The organism is Endozoicomonas sp. GU-1 (assembly GCF_027366395.1).
Classification (GTDB): domain Bacteria; phylum Pseudomonadota; class Gammaproteobacteria; order Pseudomonadales; family Endozoicomonadaceae; genus Endozoicomonas.
This window is the reverse complement of sequence record NZ_CP114771.1, coordinates 2,380,689-2,399,891: the sequence shown is the minus strand read 5'-3', so window position 1 is coordinate 2,399,891 and position 19,203 is coordinate 2,380,689. Positions and strand designations below refer to the sequence as shown.

Below are 19,203 nucleotides of genomic sequence, written 5' to 3'. Positions count from 1 at the left end.
AGTTATCGATCCTTTGGGTCCAGTGCGTCGCGCAGACCATCACCAATGAAGTTGAAACAGAAAAGTGTGATGGCCAGGAAAGTGGCCGGGAATGCCAGCATCCAGGGCGCGGATTCCATGACTTTTGCCCCCTCGGAAATCAAAACGCCCCAGCTGGTCAAAGGCTCCTGAACCCCGAGGCCCAGGAATGAGAGAAAACTTTCCGTCAGAATGACCTGGGGAATTGTCAGTGTCATATAGACGATCACCGGCCCAAGAATATTGGGAATGATATGGCGGAAGATAATTTTTGTCGTTGACACGCCACTGGCATGGGCTGCTTCAACAAACTCTTTCTTTTTAACCGCCAGGGTCTGGCCTCGCACAATACGGGCCATGGTAAGCCATTCAACAGCACCTAATGCGACAAAAATCAGATAAATGTTGCGACCAAAGATCACCATCAGAATAATCACAAAGAACATGAAAGGCAGGGAGTAAAGAATGTCCACAAAACGCATCATGATGTTATCGATACGTCCACCCATATAGCCAGCTACAGCGCCATAAACGACACCGATGACCAATGACACGGTTGTGGCTACCAGCCCAACCATGAGCGAAACTCTTGCTCCATAGAGCGTGCGGACAAACAGATCTCGACCATTCTCATCGGTACCAAACCAGAAGCCTTCAGCAGCGTTGGGAGGCACTTGAATAAAGTCCCAATAGACCTCATCAAAAGGGTGAGATGACAGCCAGGGAGCAAAAAATAGCCATCAATGTAATGATGGATAGAATGATCATTGAAACCACAGCAGCCTTGTTTCGCATCAGGCGAATACGGGCATCCTGCCAGAGAGAGCGGCCAGCAACTTCAGTTAAATCGTCTGAATCTGAAAAGTTGTCGTTAAACGTGGCCAGTTTATCGTTCACATTCATGATGTTGCTCATCCGCTAACCCTCAGTTTTGGATCCAGAAAGCTGTACACCACATCCACAATCAGGTTCATGATGAGAATCAGGGTTGCGTAGAAAATCACCACACCCATTACCAATGGATAGTCACGGTTCAGTGCGGCATTGACAAAGTAACGGCCAACGCCGGGAATATCATAAATAGACTCAATCACTACCGAGCCGGTAGTCACAGCGGCAACCGCTGGCCCCAAATAGGAAACCACAGGCAACAAAGCACCTTTGATGGCATGGCGAATGACCACCAGGCGTTCACGAATTCCTTTAGCTCTTGCCGTTCTGATGTAGTTAGAGTGCAGAACCTCAATCATTGAACCCCGGGTCAGTCGGGCAATATAAGCGATCTGTGGCAGAGCCAGAGAGATTACTGGTAAAACCAGGTTTCTGGCAGCGCCACCGCCCCAGCCTGCAACCGGTAACCAGGCCAGGTAGACACCAAATACCAGGGAAAGAATTGGGGCCGCAACAAAGTTAGGAACCGCTATGCCGGTCATCGCCACGCCCATAATGGCGTAATCGGTTTTCTGGTTCTGATAAAGTGCTGCAAGTGTTCCTAAACCAATGCCAATAAACGTCGCCAGCAATATAGCAAGTCCGCCAATCTGGAAGCTGGCTGGTAAGCCGGACAAAATCAGCTCAGTAACGGAAAAGTCTCTGAATTTATAAGAAGGACCAAAATCAAACTGAAGCAGCTTGCCAAGGTAAATGAAATACTGTTCATGGACTGGTTTGTCCAGATCGTAGGCTTTGAGAATGTTGGCTTCAATTTCCGGGGGTAACTGTCGTTCTTGATCGAACGGCCCGCCGGGGGCAATACGCATCATAAAAAATGCGATGGTAATGATGATGAGCAGCGTCGGAATCGCCGTCAGCAACCGCTTGAGAATATAGGAGAACATGGAACAATTCGCTCTTTCCTCTGGAGTTCCCTCTTCGTTTTGTTATTCATGGCCATCCGTGGCGCACGACAACTTTTGAGCGCACTCCTGCTGTACAACAGCAGGAGGCTGTCCAGTTACTTAATAGAAAGGTATCGGGCCCGATGGATATCGGAGGCATTATCAATCCAGCCATCAACCTTCGGACTTACCAGGTTTTTGGATACATAGTGGTAAATAGGTATATTTGGCAGTTCGTTCAGCGCAATAACTTCAGCCTGTCGCATATAGTCATTACGCTTGACAGGGTCAGCTTCCAGCTCCGCTTTTCTCATCAGATCGTTGTAGGTGCTGTCATTAAAGTTAGCGTAGTTCTGAGAAGTGTTACGGCTTTCCATCAGATTCAGGAAGTTCTGGGGATCGTTGTAGTCAGCGATCCAGCCAGCGCGGGCAGCCTGAAAATCCCGGGTTTTCAGGTTGTCGTAGTGAACCTTGACTTCAGTGTTGAACAGTTCGGTTTTCACACCCAGTGCTTTTTTCCACATGGCAGCAACAGCAATCGCAACCTTCTTATGGTTCTCTGACGTGTTGTAACTCAGCCGGATGGTAGGTGCATTCGACTTATCATAACCCGCTTGTTTCATCAGCTTTTGCGCTTCGGCGACACGCTCGGCCTGATTCATTCCTTTCCAGCTGACTTCAGGAGATGAGCCGTAGTCGCCAGTACCGGGTGGTACAAAGCTATATGCCGCCACTTCACCCGTTCTCAACACTTTTTCAGTGAGAATTTTGCGATCAATGGTCATCGCCAGCGCTCTCCGGACACGCAGGTCTTTCAGCACATCATCATCAAGGTTAAGAGGGTAGTAATAAACGCCGAGGTACGGTGCGATACGCACGTAGTCCGGCATGTTTTTCTCCAGCCATTTCAGGTCTGAAGAAGCAAAGTCTGTTTGAATATCAACCTCGCCAGCCCGAACTCGCTTCAGCACAGCTGAACGGTCTTCCTGTGGGTAGTAAACCAGTTCATCCAGCGATACATTTCGCAGCGTCGTAGAACTGCGGGTTTTTTTCCAGGCGAATCTGAGCGTTAGGTGTCCACTCACTCAGAGTGAATGCGCCATTACTGACCATGTTGCTATCTTTTGCCCAGTTTTTACCCAGCTCTTCGATTTTGTGACTCGGAACAGGGTAGGCGGTGTAATGGGCCAGCTGTGCAATAAAGTAAGGGGCCGGGCCGGAAAGTGTAATTTCGAGTGTACTATCATCAATGGCTTTTACTGCAAGCGCTTCAGGACCTGCCTTGCCGGTGTTGTAATCTTCAGCACCTTTGATGGTATAAAGAAGGGAGGCATAACCAGCAGCAGTTTCAGGCTTCAGGATACGTTCCAGTGCCATTTTGAAATCCTGTGCGGTCACTGGCTTGCCATCAGACCAGGTGTGGTCTCTGAGTGTGAATGTATATACAAGACCATCGTTGGACACTGTCCAGCTTTTGGCAGCTCCGGGAATGATAGTGCCATCGGCTGCTTCTGTGGTCAGGCCAAGAAACATATTGCCAACCTGTTTGATAAGACACCGCCAGCTGACCCTCTGGATGGTACCTCGCCATATTACGCGGAAACTTATGATAATCCAGTAGGTAGGGCATACTACCTTGAGGCCAGTTACAAGTTCTGAATTGTAACTGATTGCATTCCCACGCTCCGCGTGGGAATGCATATCTAAACCCGAATTGGATGCTCCGACATGGAAAGGACGCCAACACTATCGCTCATACCTTTCAGAGGAAATTGTTCAGCTTTCCTCTGAAAGATAAACAACAAAAACATCATGGGAAATGGCAGTCCATGTACAAAAACAAAACAACCCATAAGGTGAAGAGCCTGTGCAGCACGCTGGTACTCAGCACTGCGTTGTCCGCTTCAATAGTCATTCCAACCGCATTTGCCCAGGACCCTTTGAGCAGTGCACTCACAACACAGCAGAAAACCGATAAAGCATCCCAGCGCTCCCAGGCGAAGGTGAATACCCTTTCTGACCAGACCCAGGAACTGCTGGCTGATTACAAAAGCACCATTCGTCAGGTTGAGGCGTTAACCGTTTATAACCGCCAGCTGCAAAAAGTCGTCAATGCCCAGCAAGCAGAAATTGAATCCATGCTGGCCCAGATCGAAACACTGGATCAGACCAATATCGAAATCACACCACTGATGTTGAAAATGGTGGATGGTCTGGAAGACTTTATTGCCCTGGATGTGCCCTTCCAGCTGGAAGAACGGACTGACCGTGTCGCCCGACTCCGTGAAACCATGGATAGCCCGAACGTCACTACCTCGGAAAAATACCGCAAAATTCTTGAAGCCTATCAGATTGAAAACGACTTCGGTCGTACCATCGAGGCCTATGAAGCCAGCCTCGGTGAAGGTGACGATACCCGCACCTACAACTTTCTCCGTATAGGTCGCCTGGCGCTGCTTTACCAATCTCTGGACGGCGAAGAAACCGGTCAGTGGAACAGCGACACCCGCAGTTGGGAAGTACTTCCGGATAACTACCGTGCCGGTGTTAACCAGGGCCTGAAGATTGCCCGCAAACAGGCACCCCATAACCTGATCAAACTGCCGGTACGCGCTGCGGAGGATGCATAATGAAGTACATTACCGCTATTACAAAAGCCGTGGTAAAACCACTGGTGGTATCCCTGGGGCTTGGCCTGACATTCTCGGCCGGTGCCAGCGAAGGTGCTGCTGCGCTGCAGGATCTTTTGAATAAAATCAAGGCAGACAGCGTTACCGAAAGCCGTGACAACAAAGCCCGTGAAGCACGCTTCTTAAGTGATAAAAACTCACAACAGCGTTTGCTGGCAGAAGCTAAAGCGGAGCTTAAGGCCCAGGAAACCCTGAGTGATCAGTTGCTCAAACAGTCGGACGACAATGAAAAAGTTCTTAAGGAAACTCAGAATACGCTGGATATTCGCTCTGGAGAGCTGAAAGAACTGTTCGGTGTTGTGCGTCAGTTTGCCGGTGATAACAAAGGTATCTTTGAAGCCTCCATGATCACCGCACAATATCCTGAAAGAACCGCTTTTATGGCGGAAATGGCCGAAAGTAAAAAACTGCCAACAACCGCCAAACTGGAGCAGTTCTGGCACGAAGTACTCCGTGAAATGGTGGAATCCGGTCGTGTGGTTAACATGCCGGCCACGGTTGTTTACGGAGAAGGCGATGAGGCTCAGAAAGACATCATTCGTGTCGGTAGCTTTAATGCCATCGCCGATGGTAAATACCTGACTTACTCTCCAGCCGTTGGCAAGTTCCAGGAGCTGTCCCGCCAGCCACAGTCTGGCATTCTCTCTGCCGTTTCTGAACTGGAAGCCTCTGCCACCGGTTATACGCCGTTCTATCTAGATCCATCTCGTGGCCAGATTCTCTCACTGCTGGTGCAAAGCCCAAGTATTGGGGAGCGAATTGATCAGGGGGGAGTTGTCGGCTATGTCATCCTTGGTCTGGGTGCCTTTGGTCTGCTGCTGGCGGCTGCCTGCTTTATTAACCTGACACGAATTGGTCAGGGTGTTCGCAAACAGCAGAAAACCGATCAGGTCATCAAAGGTAATCCTCTGGGTGACATCATGCAGGCTTATCAGGATAACCGTGATGCCGACCTTGAAACCCTCGAGTTGAAACTTGATGAAATCATCATGCGTGCAGCGCCTTCCATTGAACGCGGTGTGGGTGGTATTAAACTGATCGCTTCAGTAGCACCACTGTTGGGCCTGCTGGGAACAGTGGTTGGTATGATCGCTACCTTCCAGGCCATTACCCTGTTTGGTACGGGTGATCCGAAGCTGATGGCTAACGGTATTTCCGAAGCACTGGTTACCACTATGCTGGGCCTGGTTGTCGCCATTCCGACCCTGTTTACCCACAGCCTGGTGAATAGCAAGAGTCGTCGTCTGATTCAGGTACTTGAAGAGCAGAGCGCCGGTTTTATTGCCCGTCATCAGGAGCAGGACCTGAATACTGGCGCACGTAATGCTCGTACTACGGTGTCCGTCAACGCTGCTGAACCGGCGTAAGGAGTAATCCATGCTCTGGTTACTGGAAGAAATTGACTCCATTCGCCGCTTTTTAGGCATGGGCGGCGATGTACTGATGATGCTCTTTGTGCTGACCCTGATGCTCTGGGTGCTGGTAATTGAGCGTTATCTGTTCTTTTTTCTCGAAAGCCCGAAGCTGGTTAAGGGAACCATTGAGAAGTGGCAGAACCGGTCAGACAAGTTGTCCTGGCAGGCCCGGCATATTCGTACCGCCATGATCTCCAAGGTCTCCCTGAGTGCAAAGCAGGGGCTGCCCATGATCAAAACCCTGATCGCCCTTTGTCCATTATTAGGACTGCTGGGAACAGTAGTGGGCATGGTTCAGGTATTTGATGTACTGGCCGTCACCGGTACCGGCAGCCCAAGGGCCATGGCCTCGGGTATTTCCAAGGCCACGATTCCTACCATGGCAGGAATGGTGGCCGCACTGTCCGGTCTTTATTTCAGCGCATTGCTTGAGAAGCGTGCCGTCCGGGTGAGCCATAAAGTCGCCGATTCCATGCAGCATTGATTGAATTGCCATTGCACTGCCCCCGGCAGTGCAACGGGTGAGAGGAAAGAATAATGAGAAGACGCTATAGCAACGGCGCACAGGAAGATGCGGGGATTGATATGACACCGATGCTGGACATCGTGTTTATCATGCTCATCTTTTTCATTGTAACAACGTCGTTTATTAAAGAAGCCGGTATTGATGTTAACCGGCCTACGGCCAATTCCGCCCAGGTGGTGAAAAAAGGCAATATCATGATCGCCGTGAGCGACACCGGTGCGGTGTGGATTGACAAACGCCGGGTAGAAGTGGGTGCGGTTCGTGCCAACGTTGAACGCCTGAAGGCAGAAAACCCGGAAGGTGCGGTGGTAATCCAGGCGGATAAGAAATCCGAATCTGGCATTGTCGTAGAAGTCATGGACCAGGTGAGACTGGCGGGTGTTTACAGCATCTCCGTGTCTGCACGGGAACCATAAAGCTGTTGGATCGGTGTAGTGAGAGGTGCGTATGCGTTATTTAGCAGCACTCGGTCTGGGTTTTGTGGTGGTACTGGGGTTGTTTGCGGTGATGAATGCCCTGGTCAACAACAACCGCCATGAACTGGTCGAGGCCGATGATAACCGGATCAGCGAGTTTATTCGCTTGCAGCGTCCGGAAACCATCAAAGAGAAAAAGCGGGAAATCCCAAAGCCCCAGCCTAAACGGCCACCGCCACCGCCAGAGATGAAAATCTCCCAGCAGGTGGATAAGCCGGTGATCGAGCAGGTGAAGATGGACGTGCCCCAGGTGGATGTGGATCTGGACCTGGCCGTAGGCGACGGTGCTGGCCTGTATGCCTCAGGTGGTGTTTCTGCTGGTGGTGGTCCGGTTCCTCTGAATAAGTTCAGCCCCATGTATCCCCGTAAAGCACTGCAAAGTGGTGTGGGCGGTTCAGTGGTCTTTCAGTACACGGTTAATGCCGATGGCCGGGTATCGGACGTAAAAATTGTCAAAGAAAAGCCCCGTGGTAAAGGATTCGGCAAGGCGATTAAAAAGGCTGCTCTGAAATGGAAGTTTAAACCGGCAATGGAAGACGGTGTTGCGGTGGCACGTACACAGCAGCAGGAATATGAGTTCGTCTTGGAATAACGAGTGGAGTAAACCATGGACAGTATAAGGTTAAGTCTAAAAAAGACGGCTATGGTTTCTGTGCTGCTGGCGGGCATAAGTGCTCCGCTGGCCATGGCCGCTCCCAAAAAAGCGCCAGAGCTGCGGCAGATTACCTATAAGTACATTCTCAAAGCCCAGGAACAAATGGCTGAAGATGATTATGCCTCGGCTCGTCAAAGCCTTGAGCATGTGCTTGGCAAAGTAAAAAACAGCAAATTCGATAAGGCAGCGGTTAACCAGATGCTGGGCGTCGTATTTGCCAACCAGGAGCAATACGACAAAGCCATCGGTTATTTTCGATCAGCCCTGGCTGATGATGCACTGCATTTACCCGCAGCTCAGCAGGTTCGCTATAACCTTGCACAGCTGTTGATGATGAAAGGTCAGTACCGGGAAGGGATCGACCAGCTGAAAGTCTGGATGGCTAATCTGGATGAGAAAGTTGCGATACCGGCCAGTGCCTGGATTATGCTGGCCAACGGCTATTCCAGAATGCAGGAATGGAAAAATGTGGTAGATCCGGCGAAGAAGGCAATTGCGGCGTCGGAAGCACCTCCGGAATCCTGGTATACCCTGTTGCTGGCCGCCCATTATGAGTTGAAAGAGATTCCCAAAGCCATTGATGTTCTGGAAATACTGGTCACTCTGGCACCGCAGAAAAAACAGTACTGGCTGCAGCTTTCAGGCATGAATATGTCCATCAAGCGGGATGCAGCGGCACTGGCAGCACTGCGAGCAGCCTATCGCAATGGCCTGTTTGATAAGGAAAGTGACTACACACAGCTGGCAAACTTCCTGACTTATCAACAAGTGCCTTATCAGGCTGGCGTTGTTTATTCACAGGGAATGGAAGCTGGGCTGGTCGACAGTAATTTTGAAAACCTGAAGAAGCTTGCCAATTTCTGGTCCCATGCCCGGGAGAATAGCAAGGCTATTGATGCTTTTAATCGAGCGCTGGAACTTGAGCAAGATCCTGATCTGCAGGTTAAATTGGCCAGAATGTTGGCTCGTTCCGAGCGTTATCAGGAGTTACTGACGCTGGTTGCCAATCCTTTTGACGGGATTAGCGAGAAGCAGCAGGGAGAGGTGCTTTTTCTAACAGGAATGGCCCACTATCAGCTGGGAGATAGTCGAAAATCACTGGGTTATATGGAGAAAGCGGCGTCTATTCAGAGCAGTAGAGGGCAGGCCAACTCCTGGATTGGCTTTTTGCAACAGGACCTGAATAACCAGTAATCGGCAAATAAATTCCTCCCTCCCTAACTGCCATCGTGGTTAAATCCACGGGGAGGGAGGGATTTTTTTTATGTGAAGGAAATTATAAAGCTGTATTTGGCAGTTAAAAACAAGAGGGGATACATGTCTATTTTCTGGAACCTGGGATGGTTCTTTAAGCAACACTGGCTGCGTTACAGCTGTTGTGTACTTTTTCTGATTCTGGTGTCTCTGGCAGAGTTATTGCCGCCCTGGATTATTGGTGATCTCGTCGATGAGGTGCAGCAGGGCAGTATTACTTTTGCCAGTGTTTTGCAGTCATCGCTGCTTATTGCCTTTATTGGTCTTGCCATATACGCCCTGCGAAATGGCTGGCGGATTATGCTGTTTGGTGGAGCGATTGAGCTAGGCAGAGTCATGCGTCTGCGTTTATTTCATCACCTTACCCGGATGTCGCCGGAGTTCTATCAACGACACAATACCGGTGACTTGATGGCTCACGGGACCAATGACGTAAGAGCCATTGAAATGACAGCGGCAGAGGGCGTGCTTACTCTGGTGGACTCCATGATTGCCGGTTCTGCGGTGATTATTGCCATGGTTCTGGTGTGCGGCTGGGAGATGACCGTGGCTGCGCTGCTGCCTTTCCCGGTCATGGCCTGGCTGATGTTCAGGTATGCGGGCTTACTGCATGCCCGATTCAAGCTGGCCCAGGAGGCGTTTTCCGATCTCAATAACCGGGTTCAGGAAGCGGTTTCCGGAGTGCGGGCGATCAGGGCCCATGATTTGAACCGTTCACAGATGCAGAAGTTCGCAGCTCAATCAGAAACTACCGTCGCTGCCAATATGCAAGTGGCCCGGATTGATGCGATGTTTGATCCGACGATTTCCATTTGTGTGGGTGTTTCTATCCTGGGAAGTCTGGGTTTCGGTGCATGGCGCATTGACAGTGGCCTGATGACGCTCGGCGAACTGACGACATTTACCATATATCTGGGTTTACTGGTCTGGCCAATGTTTGCCTTTGGCTGGCTGTTCAATATTGTGGAAAGGGGGAATGCCTCGCTCAACCGCCTTCAGTCATTGATGGGTGAAAAGCCCGGTGTGGTTGATAGTGAATTCGAGACTGTTAAAAGCCTGGATGGACTTTGACATTAAAAGCTTTACTTACCCGGGTGCCGATAAAGCGGCTTTGGGGCAGTTGGCACTGACTCTGACGAAAGGGCAGTTTGTGGGTATTTGTGGCAGAACTGGCAGTGGGAAGTCCACCTTGCTGAGGCTGCTGTTACGACAGTACGACGATGCTGCCGTAAGTATTCAGTTAAATGGTGTTGATCATCAACAGTTCTCGCTGGATCAGCTCAGAAGCCGCTTCGCCCTGGTGGCTCAGGAGCCGTTTTTGTTTTCTGCGACCATTGCACAAAACATTGCGTTTGGAAAACCGTTGGCCAGCCGTGCAGAGATTGAACAGGTTGCCAGGCTGGCCTGTGTCCATGACGACATCGTGCAGTTTCAAGATGGTTATGAAACCATGCTAGGTGAGAAAGGAGTCAACCTGTCCGGTGGCCAGAAGCAAAGGCTGACCATTGCCCGGGCATTACTGCTGGATGCGGATGTTCTGCTGTTTGATGATGCTTTTTGCTCTCTGGATATGCAGACTGAGGCGAGAATTCTCGACAACTTAATAACATCAGGTCAACAGAAAACCATTGTTCTGATTACCCAACGACTGACTAACTTGAACAAGGCGGACCAGATTGTGGTGCTTGATCAAGGCAGGATCAGCGAATCAGGGGCACACAGGGAGTTGATCGCCGGGAATGGCTGGTACGCCAGAATATTTAAACGTCAGTCTCTGGAAATAAAAACATCAGGGTGACTTTTGCCGGACCTTGGGAACTGGGTGGGAACGTGTTGGAAAGGAATAAGAACAATAAGCAGCAGTTTATACGGCTGTTGAATTATGGAAGACCCTACCGGCGGCAGCTGGTGCTCAGTCTTTTGCTTATGTTGCTGGGTACCGGTGCCACGCTCTATGCGCCGGTTTTAATGAAAACGTTTATTGATGACCATGTGGTTCCCCGTGACTGGGATCAGAATGCCCTGATCCTGTTAGCGGTTGGTTTTATGGGAATGTACCTGATGGCCGCCGTGATGAGCTGGTTTGAAGCCATGCTGTTTCAAAAGGTGGCGCTGTCGGTAGTACACGATATTCGTCGTCAAGTGTTTAATCACCTGTTCCGGCTACCGATGGCTTTTTTTGACCGGGAGCCGGTGGGCAAGCTGGTGTCAAGGGTGACTAACGATACAGAAACTGTTCGGGATCTGTTCGTTCAGGCACTGCCCGATACCATCAAAGGTGTTGTCACCATTATTGGCGTCATCATCGCCATGTTTTTGCTGGATGTTCGGCTGGCACTGTTCTGTCTGGGTATTCTGCCCATTATTGTTGGCTGTATTTATCTTTATCAGAAATACAGCCATCCGGTGTTTCATGCATCCCGCACTGTGCTCAGTGATATCAATACCCGGATTAATGAATCCATACAGGGGATGTCGGTTATTCAGGTATTGCGTCAGCAGAAGCGGGTCAGTCAGCAGTTTGAAGATACGTGTGAAGAGTATCAGCGGATTCAGAATCGTCTGGTGATCATTAATGGCGTGCTCCTGAGGCCAATGGTCCATTTTGCTGCCATGTTGGCGCTTGCATTAATGGTCGGTGGCTTTACTGGTCAGGCATTGAGCGGGCCGGTAGAGATCGGGTTGCTTTATGCGTTTATCAACTATCTCGATCGTATGTTTGAGCCATTGACCCATATCACCATGCAGATGCAGGTTTGGCAGCAGTCAGTGGTTTCTGCTGAGCGGGTTTTCCAGTTGATGGATGAACCGGTTGAGGATAGACCGGAGCGTAAGAATGGTGTGGTTATTCAGCGTGGTCGTATAGAGTTTCGTGATGTTGAGCTGTCTTATGATGGGGTTAACAAGGCGTTGGATGGTATCAGTTTTACCGTTGAGCCCGGGCAATTTGTCGCACTGGTTGGCCATACTGGCAGTGGTAAAAGTTCCATTGTTAACCTGTTAATGCGGTTTTATGAATACCAGAAAGGTTCAGTGCTGATAGATGACCAGCCCCTGGCCTTATTCTCCGAACAGGCCTTGAGAGACAGCCTTGGCCTGGTGTTTCAGGAGCCTTTTGTTTTTCAGGGCAGTATTGCTGAGAACATCCACTTGGGAAAGGCTGACATCTCTGATCAGGGAGTAAAAGAAGCTGCTAACCGGGTTCAGGCATCTGGTTTTATAGAGCAGCTTCATGATGGCTATGAAGAGAAAATGGGGGAGCGTGGGCAGTCACTGTCAAGTGGTGAGAAACAGTTGTTGTCGTTTGCCAGAACGCTGGCTCAGGACCCAGCGATTCTGATCATGGATGAAGCCACTGCCAATATCGATAGTGAAACCGAGCTGGCTATCAAACAGTCGTTGTTTACCCTGAGGCAGGGCAGAACGACGTTAGCGATTGCCCACAGATTGAACACTATTGAAGACGCAGATCTGATTCTGGTGATGGAGCGAGGCAAAATAGTTCAGCGTGGAACTCATCAGTCACTGCTGAAAGAGCCGGGGTTGTATCGGGATATGTTTAAGGCACAGCAGGATGTTGTAGTGCAGGAGTCTGACAGGTTGTCGCTGGTTAGTTAAAGTCTATCAGGCCTTTTGCAACCGTATTTTTGCAAACAGACAGATATCGTCGTTTAAAATGAACCGAAATTATACACTGATTGTTTAAACCATATGGATCAGGAAACGAAGAGTTAAGCCTATGAAGTTGAAACTCCTGACAGTTGCTGTTGTCGGTACCGCGTTAATAACAGGCTGTGCAGTTAGCTCCCATCATTCTCTTGAGAAGCACGAGAAAGTAGCTCAGGCCCCTGAGATTTCTGGTATTGAGTATGACAATATGGATTCGTCCGTGCGTCCGCAGGATGATTTCTATCGTTATGTGAATGGTCAATGGCTTGATAAAACAGAGATACCGGAAGACAAATCACGCTATGGTGCCTTCAGCAAACTTTATGACGAGTCTCAGGAAGCCCTTCGGAAAGTATTGGAAGCAGCGGCAGAAAACAGACAATCGGCGGCTGATGAGGATGCACGGAAGCTGGGGGATTTTTATGCCAGCTATATGGATGAGGAGCGTATCAATAAGCTTGGGGTAACGCCTTTAGCAGCTGAGTTCTCCCGAATCGCTGGTATAAAGACACATCAGGATTTGCCCGGGCTACTGGCTGACCTGGGGACCAGGGGCATCACCACCCCATTAGGCTGGTACGTCAATAATGATGCACGACAATCTGAAGTGAATGCACTCTATGTGAGTCAATCCGGGTTGGGGCTTCCTGATCGGGACTACTACCTGGAAGAGGGGGAGCGATATAAGGCTATCCGGCAACAATACCAGGATTACATGACCGAGCTTTTGGTCTTGGCGGGTCAACCAGAGCCGGAACAAGTGGCAACGGGGATTATGGCGCTGGAAACAAGGCTGGCTGAAGTTCAGTGGTCTCGCGTGGAGCGACGTGATCCGATCAAAGCCTACAACAAAATGACAGTAGCTGATGCCAATCAATTAATGGGGGATTTTGATTTTTCCCGGTATCTCCGGCAGGCCGGTGTTGATGTTGACCAGGTCATTGTGCGTCAGCCGGGCTACTTTGAAAAACTGTCGTCCATTATCAGTGGTACTGATATCGCGACATGGAAAAACTACCTGACATTCCATACGTTAAACAGTTATGCGTCGTCCTTAAGTGAACCCTTTGCCCAGGTACGTTTTGATTTTTACGGCAGAACGTTAAGAGGCATTGAGGAGCCTGCACCACGCTGGAAGCGGGGTGTTGACGCAGCGGATGATGTACTTGGCGAACTGTTGGGTAAGGAGTACGTGAAAACGTACTTTCCACCGGAAGCAAAAGCCAGAATGTCAGTGTTGGTTGATAACGTTATTGAGGGATTTGAAGCTTCCATTGACGATCTTCCCTGGATGAGTACGCCAACCAAATTTGCCGCCAGGATCAAACTGAGTAAATTTACGCCAAAGATTGGTTATCCCGATCAATGGCGTGATTACTCAACGCTGGACATTAAGCCGGATGACCTGGTTGGCAACCTTGTGCGCTCCAGTCAGTGGCAGTACGCAACGATGGCCGGGAAGGCGGGTAAACCGGTGGATCGCAGTGAGTGGTTTATGACACCACAGACCGTGAACGCCTATTACAATCCGGTGAACAACGAAATTGTTTTTCCAGCCGCCATACTGCAACCACCGTTTTTTAATCTGGCCGCCGATGATGCGGTGAATTACGGATCCATTGGTGCGGTTATTGGTCACGAGCTGGGTCATGGGTTTGATGACCAGGGCGCAAAGTATGATGGTGATGGCAACCTGAGAAACTGGTGGGGTGAGGAAGACCTTGAGCAGTTTAAGGCCCGTGGTGCCAGGCTGGTGGATCAATACAACGCCTTTAAACCGTTCGATGATATCAGCATTAATGGCCAGTTGACCCTGGGTGAGAACATTGGCGATCTTGGTGGTTTGAGTGTTGCCTTGAAAGCCTATCAGTTGTCGCTTAATGGCGAAGAGTCACCAGTGATTGATGGTTTTACCGGAGAGCAGCGTTTCTTTTTGGGCTGGTCGCAGATCTGGCGAATTAAATCCCGTGAGGAGGCTTTGCGCCAGCAGTTAGTGGTGGGTCCCCATTCCCCGGGTGAATATCGGGCGAGAGTGTTATCCAACCTTGATGAATTCTATAAAGCCTTTGAGGTGGAAGAAGGTGATGGTATGTACCGCAAACCAGAAGACCGGGTAAAGATCTGGTAATATCAGTCGTGCTTTCGCCTCCTGTCAGGTACAGGAGGCCATTTAAAAAGGAGTTTGCTCAATGGCTGAAATTATTATCAGATCCGTAGAAATGAACGATGCGGATCATCTCAGAAAACTCTACGAGGGAGAGCGGGCTTATTCCGGTACACTGCAGCTCCCACGACCATCTCAGCAGCTCTGGGAAAACCGCCTGGAGAAGAGCAATCGGGAAAGTGTCCACCAATACGTGGCAGAAATAGATTCAAAAGTGGTTGGTCATCTGTTTCTGGATAACCCTCCCAACCCGCGACGACGCCACGTAGGTTATCTCGGAATGGCCGTTCGTGATGACAGTCAAGGGCAGGGTGTTGGCAGTGCCTTGATGGCAGCCATGGTGGATCTGGCAGATAACTGGCTGAACTTGCGAAGAATGGAGTTGACGGTGTTTGTGGATAATGAACCTGCAATTAAGCTCTATAAAAAATTTGGTTTTCAGATAGAAGGCGAGTCACCGGATTATGCTTTTCGAAACGGTGAGTATGTTGGTGTTTACCATATGGGCAGGATTAACAAACGGTAATTGAGCTTGTATGACTTTTGCCAGAAATCAAAGAGCAGATGACTCGCCTGGTTAGAGAATTGTTAATCGAATGAAGGAACTGAACGTGTAGCTGGTTGATCTCAGTATGGGGAGACAACAGAAAGACTATCACCTTTATATGTAGATTTTTTGAGATAAAAACAAGAACTAAAGTAATATGAACCTGACCCGCTTCTCCATTCACAACCCGGCCGTGATTGCTATTGCGGTTGCGCTCACTTTCCTGTTTGGCCTGTTGAGTATACGTCAGCTGCCCATTCAGTTGTTTCCTGATATTGACCGTCCTCACTTATCGGTAGAGGTGTTCTGGAGGGCAGCGGCGCCGGAGGAGATAGAGTCCGAAATCACCGACCCACTGGAACAGGCGCTTAAAGGTCTGCCAGGGTTGAAGATGATGGAAAGTGATTCCGGCAGTGGACGTGTTGACATTGATATGGAATTTGCCCTGGGCACGGACATGCAGGAAACCTTGCTTGAGGTGATCAATCGCCTGAATCGGGTTTCTGGCCTGCCAGACAATATCCGTGGACCGTTTGTCAATAATAGTGGCTCCAATGACAGCCTGACCTGGTTTTTTCTTCAGCAGTTACCGGGCAATGATCGTTCCATTAAAAGCTATCAGGGGCTGATTGATTCCCGGGTGAAACCGGTGCTGGAAAGTATTCCCGGAGTTGCAGGGGTCGCTGTCCGTGGCGAAGGTGAGCAGCAGCTGGATATTGTTTTTGACCCATGGCGTGCTGCAGAGCTTGGGGTCACTATTCCTGAACTGGCAGCTCGTGTAGCCACCGGTTTTGATGTCTCCGGCGGTACCCTGAATATCGGGCGTCGCGAATATAAACTGCGGCTGGCGGGTAAATATGAGATTGACCAGCTGGGTGACATGGTGGTGTCCTGGCGTGACGGTTTGCCAGTGTACCTTCGTGATCTGGCAGATATTTCCATAAGCCGGGGTAAGGAGCGAACGCTCCGCATTCAGAATGGCAATCCGGCCATTGGTATGCAGATTTTCAAAGAGTCTGGTGCCAATGCCCTGGATGCATTACTGGGCATCAAGTCAGCAGTTAAAAAACTGAATGACGATGTGTTGGAGCCTGAAGGGGTGAAGATGGTTCAGTCCTTTGATGCTTCGGTATTTATTCAGCGCGCCCTGGATATGGTCAGTACCAACCTGCTCTTTGGGATTTTGCTGGCCATCGCCGTTCTCTGGTGTTTTTTGCGGCGCTGGCGGGCAACCTTGATCATTGCCATGTCGATCCCTGTTTGCCTGATGATTACTCTGGGTATTCTGTTTTTCACTGGCCGTACCTTAAATGTTATCTCCCTGGCCGGGTTGGCATTTTCTGTTGGTATGGTACTGGATGCGGCCATTGTGATGCTGGAAAGCATCGTGCGACAGAGAGAGAACAGTAATATTGAACCAGTTAAAGCGGTGGAAGTGGCGTCGTCCAGGGTATGGGGCGCACTGCTGGCATCAACGCTGACGACGATCGCCATCTTTCTTCCCGTTATGCTTCTGAATGATGTGGAGGGGCAGCTGTTTGCTGACCTTGCCCTGACTATTGCGGTTTCTGTGGCTGTTTCACTGTTGATTGCCATGACGGTGCTGCCCACCGCTGCCGCACGGTGGTTACACAACAGGAATTTAAAGACCACTACCGCCATATCTGGCAGGGAATAAGTGACTGGATTGTTCGCCTGACCTCAACCAGCCGTCGCCGCTGGCTGATTATTGTTGTGCTGATGGGGCTGCCAATCGTATTAACCCGTGTTGCTATGCCCCGAATGGATTATCTGCCGGAAGTTAAACGGGATGCTGTCGACGTCTGGTTTAATTTTTCTCCGGGAACCAGTGTCTCATCGGTTAAGGAGGAGGTAGTTCCACTCCTGATTGAACGGCTTAAACCGTATATGGAAGGTACTGCTGAGCCAGCATTGAAAAATTACTATTTTATTCTGTGGCCCGGTGGCGCAACCATGGGGATTCGAGCGAAAGACCAGAGCCAGGTGAAAGTGCTGGAAAGGTTGGTCAGACAGGACATTGTCAATGATATTCCCGATGCAACGGCTTTTGCCCGCCAGGGCAACTTGTTTGGCAATTATGGCAATGGTAATGGCGTTAACCTGGACCTTCAGTCAGATAACCTTCCCGGGCTTTATACCGTAGCAAAGCGGGTGATTGGGCTAATACAGGAGGAGTTGCCCGGTGCTGATGTACGGCCTTTTCCCGGGCTGGATTTTACTGCACCGGAACTAAGACTTTTGCCGGATGATCGTCGCCTTTCTGAAGTGGGTTGGTACCGGGGCAGTCTGCCAGTGATCATACAGAGTCTGGGAGAAGGCATTCATTTGGGAGAATATTTTGATGGCCAGGAGAGCTTGGACATTATTATGCGCGGCAATGAAATCCGCTCCCCCCAGGTGTTGGAAATGACGCCGTTGATGACCCCTGCCGGGTTTGTTGTTCCTCTTGGTGAGCTGTTGTCGGTCGAGTCCAGACTGGGGCCGGAAAGTATTCGCCGGGTCGATCAGCGACGGACGCTGACCCTGTCAATTTCACCAACCGATGATATGACCTTGGAAGACACACTGGATTTTGTCGAGCAGACCATTGTCCCGAAAGCTTCTCAATTGATTAAAGACGGGATTAAAGACGGAGGCCAGATAAAAATTTCCGGTAATGCTGATAGCCTCAAGCAAGCGATTAACAACTTACTGAATATTTTTATCTTTGCACTGTTGATTTTAATGATCCTGCTTTGGGGGTTATTCAGGTCCTTCAGAGACACGCTGCTGGTCATCCTGACGCTGCCACTGGCCACGGTGGGTGGTTTGCTGGCGATGGTTTTATTGAATGGTATTACTGCTCAACCTATGGATCTTTTGACCATGGTCGGCTTTATTATTCTGCTGGGGCTGGTGGTGAATAATGCCATTCTATTGGTTCATCAGGCTCGAAGTGGTGAACGTTCAGGAATGAACAGAAAACAGGCGGTCCAGCAGGCACTGGTTACCCGGATGCGCCCGATATTTATGACCACATTGACCAGTATCTTTGGCATGTTGCCGCTGTTATTAAGTCCTGCAACGGGCAGTGAAATATATCGTGGGTTGGCAGCCGTGATTATTGGCGGCATGACTATCAGTACGGTCTTTACATTAGTGCTGCTTCCGAGCCTGTTACGGGTCGGGGAAAAAGAGGTGGCTGATACCGAAATGGAGCCAAGCGCATGAAACTATTACGTCTGAACGGTATGTTGATCCTGCTGATGCTGGTTGCTCCCGTTAGCTTCAGTTCTACCGCCGTGACCACGGCTGTGGTGGAAACTCATTATTCAGCCCCTGTTCATTGGTTGAACGGCTCTGTGATCAGCCGGGAGAGTGCCAGGATCAGTGCAGAAGTGAGTGGTCGTATTGTCTGGCTGGCAGATTTTGGACAACCATTGCAAGCAGGTGATCTGCTGGCCAGAGTGGATGATGCAGCGCTAACACTGGAAGTGGACAGTCAAGAGCTGGAAATGCTCAGGGCCCGTGAGAAGTTTGAGTATTTGAATAAAGAGCTTGAGCGTCTTCAGGCATTGCATAAGAAGAAAAGTATTTCAAAAAGTGTGTTGGATACAGCGGAACATGATTATCGTATTGCCAAACTGGATTGGCAGCTGGCTGCTGTGAATCATAAGAAGGCGCTTGATCAGTTGCAAAGAACCAAGATACGAGCGCCGTTCGCCGGAGTGATTAATGATCGAATGTCGGCCTCTGGTGAATTTGTCTCTATTGGTGACCCCCTTGTTCAACTGATTAATACCGGACAGATTGAGGTGAAGGTTCAGGTGCCCATTGAGCTGTCAGGCTATCTGGATGAGCAAAACTTACTGGATATCCGCGACGGTGAAAAAACTTACCAGTCACAGTTGATTAACCGGGCGGGGCGGCAGATTCAAAATCCAGGTTAAT

17 protein-coding genes and 1 pseudogene are annotated in these 19,203 nt (G+C 49.9%); 14 read left to right on the top strand and 4 right to left on the bottom strand.

The window, feature by feature from the left end; all coding sequences use genetic code 11:
* Positions 1–2: 2 nt before the first annotated feature.
* From O3276_RS09810 to O3276_RS09795, 4 genes and pseudogenes are all read right to left on the bottom strand, one after another.
* A pseudogene (locus tag O3276_RS09810) lies at positions 3–921 on the bottom strand (ABC transporter permease subunit).
* Positions 922–929: 8 nt separating this feature from the next.
* Complete coding sequence (gene oppB / locus O3276_RS09805; RefSeq protein ID WP_269675470.1) at positions 930–1,856, bottom strand: oligopeptide ABC transporter permease OppB; 927 nt, start codon at positions 1,854–1,856, stop codon at positions 930–932.
* A 116-nt stretch (positions 1,857–1,972) separates the two neighbouring features.
* A complete protein-coding gene (locus tag O3276_RS09800) occupies positions 1,973–2,941 on the bottom strand; it encodes a peptide ABC transporter substrate-binding protein (RefSeq protein WP_269675469.1) in 969 nt (322 codons plus the stop codon).
* Complete coding sequence (locus O3276_RS09795; protein WP_269675468.1) at positions 2,862–3,389, bottom strand: ABC transporter substrate-binding protein; 528 nt, start codon at positions 3,387–3,389, stop codon at positions 2,862–2,864. The genes O3276_RS09800 and O3276_RS09795 overlap by 80 nt, the downstream gene beginning before the upstream one ends.
* Before the next feature lie 296 nt (positions 3,390–3,685).
* Between O3276_RS09795 and O3276_RS09790 the strand changes: the two genes are divergently transcribed.
* The 14 genes from O3276_RS09790 to O3276_RS09725 all read left to right on the top strand — a co-directional run bounded on the left by O3276_RS09790 (position 3,686) and on the right by O3276_RS09725 (position 19,202).
* On the top strand, positions 3,686–4,486 hold the full coding sequence (locus tag O3276_RS09790; protein WP_269675467.1) for a DUF3450 domain-containing protein: 801 nt from the start codon (positions 3,686–3,688) through the stop codon (positions 4,484–4,486).
* On the top strand, positions 4,486–5,913 hold the full coding sequence (locus tag O3276_RS09785; RefSeq protein ID WP_269675466.1) for a MotA/TolQ/ExbB proton channel family protein: 1,428 nt from the start codon (positions 4,486–4,488) through the stop codon (positions 5,911–5,913). Before O3276_RS09790 ends, O3276_RS09785 begins: the two co-directional genes overlap by 1 nt.
* A 10-nt stretch (positions 5,914–5,923) precedes the next feature.
* Positions 5,924–6,445 carry a MotA/TolQ/ExbB proton channel family protein gene (locus O3276_RS09780; protein WP_269675465.1) on the top strand — a complete coding sequence of 174 codons (522 nt, stop codon included), beginning with the start codon at positions 5,924–5,926 and terminating at the stop codon, positions 6,443–6,445.
* A 53-nt stretch (positions 6,446–6,498) separates the two neighbouring features.
* Complete coding sequence (locus tag O3276_RS09775) at positions 6,499–6,903, top strand: ExbD/TolR family protein (protein ID WP_101746723.1); 405 nt, start codon at positions 6,499–6,501, stop codon at positions 6,901–6,903.
* 31 nt (positions 6,904–6,934) lie between these two features.
* Positions 6,935–7,555, top strand: coding sequence for an energy transducer TonB (locus O3276_RS09770; protein WP_269675464.1), 621 nt, complete (start codon positions 6,935–6,937; stop codon positions 7,553–7,555).
* Positions 7,556–7,570: 15 nt separating this feature from the next.
* Positions 7,571–8,812, top strand: a complete 1,242-nt coding sequence (locus O3276_RS09765; RefSeq protein ID WP_269675463.1) for a tetratricopeptide repeat protein — start codon at positions 7,571–7,573, stop codon at positions 8,810–8,812.
* Positions 8,813–8,935: 123 nt separating this feature from the next.
* Complete coding sequence (locus tag O3276_RS09760; protein ID WP_269675462.1) at positions 8,936–9,943, top strand: ABC transporter transmembrane domain-containing protein; 1,008 nt, start codon at positions 8,936–8,938, stop codon at positions 9,941–9,943.
* A complete protein-coding gene (locus O3276_RS09755; RefSeq protein WP_269675461.1) occupies positions 9,906–10,670 on the top strand; it encodes an ATP-binding cassette domain-containing protein in 765 nt (254 codons plus the stop codon). Before O3276_RS09760 ends, O3276_RS09755 begins: the two co-directional genes overlap by 38 nt.
* 35 nt (positions 10,671–10,705) lie before the next feature.
* Complete coding sequence (locus tag O3276_RS09750) at positions 10,706–12,490, top strand: ABC transporter ATP-binding protein (protein ID WP_269675460.1); 1,785 nt, start codon at positions 10,706–10,708, stop codon at positions 12,488–12,490.
* Positions 12,491–12,611: 121 nt separating this feature from the next.
* The gene (locus O3276_RS09745; protein ID WP_269675459.1) at positions 12,612–14,669 is read left to right on the top strand and encodes a M13 family metallopeptidase; all 2,058 of its coding nucleotides are present in this window, start codon (positions 12,612–12,614) and stop codon (positions 14,667–14,669) included.
* Positions 14,670–14,730: 61 nt separating this feature from the next.
* On the top strand, positions 14,731–15,231 hold the full coding sequence (locus O3276_RS09740; RefSeq protein WP_269675458.1) for a GNAT family N-acetyltransferase: 501 nt from the start codon (positions 14,731–14,733) through the stop codon (positions 15,229–15,231).
* A 178-nt stretch (positions 15,232–15,409) separates the two neighbouring features.
* Positions 15,410–16,930 carry an efflux RND transporter permease subunit gene (locus tag O3276_RS09735; protein ID WP_269675457.1) on the top strand — a complete coding sequence of 507 codons (1,521 nt, stop codon included), beginning with the start codon at positions 15,410–15,412 and terminating at the stop codon, positions 16,928–16,930.
* A complete protein-coding gene (locus O3276_RS09730) occupies positions 16,876–18,483 on the top strand; it encodes an efflux RND transporter permease subunit (protein WP_269675456.1) in 1,608 nt (535 codons plus the stop codon). Before O3276_RS09735 ends, O3276_RS09730 begins: the two co-directional genes overlap by 55 nt.
* Complete coding sequence (locus O3276_RS09725) at positions 18,480–19,202, top strand: efflux RND transporter periplasmic adaptor subunit (protein ID WP_269675455.1); 723 nt, start codon at positions 18,480–18,482, stop codon at positions 19,200–19,202. Before O3276_RS09730 ends, O3276_RS09725 begins: the two co-directional genes overlap by 4 nt.
* The last annotated feature ends 1 nt before the right edge of the window (position 19,203 follow it).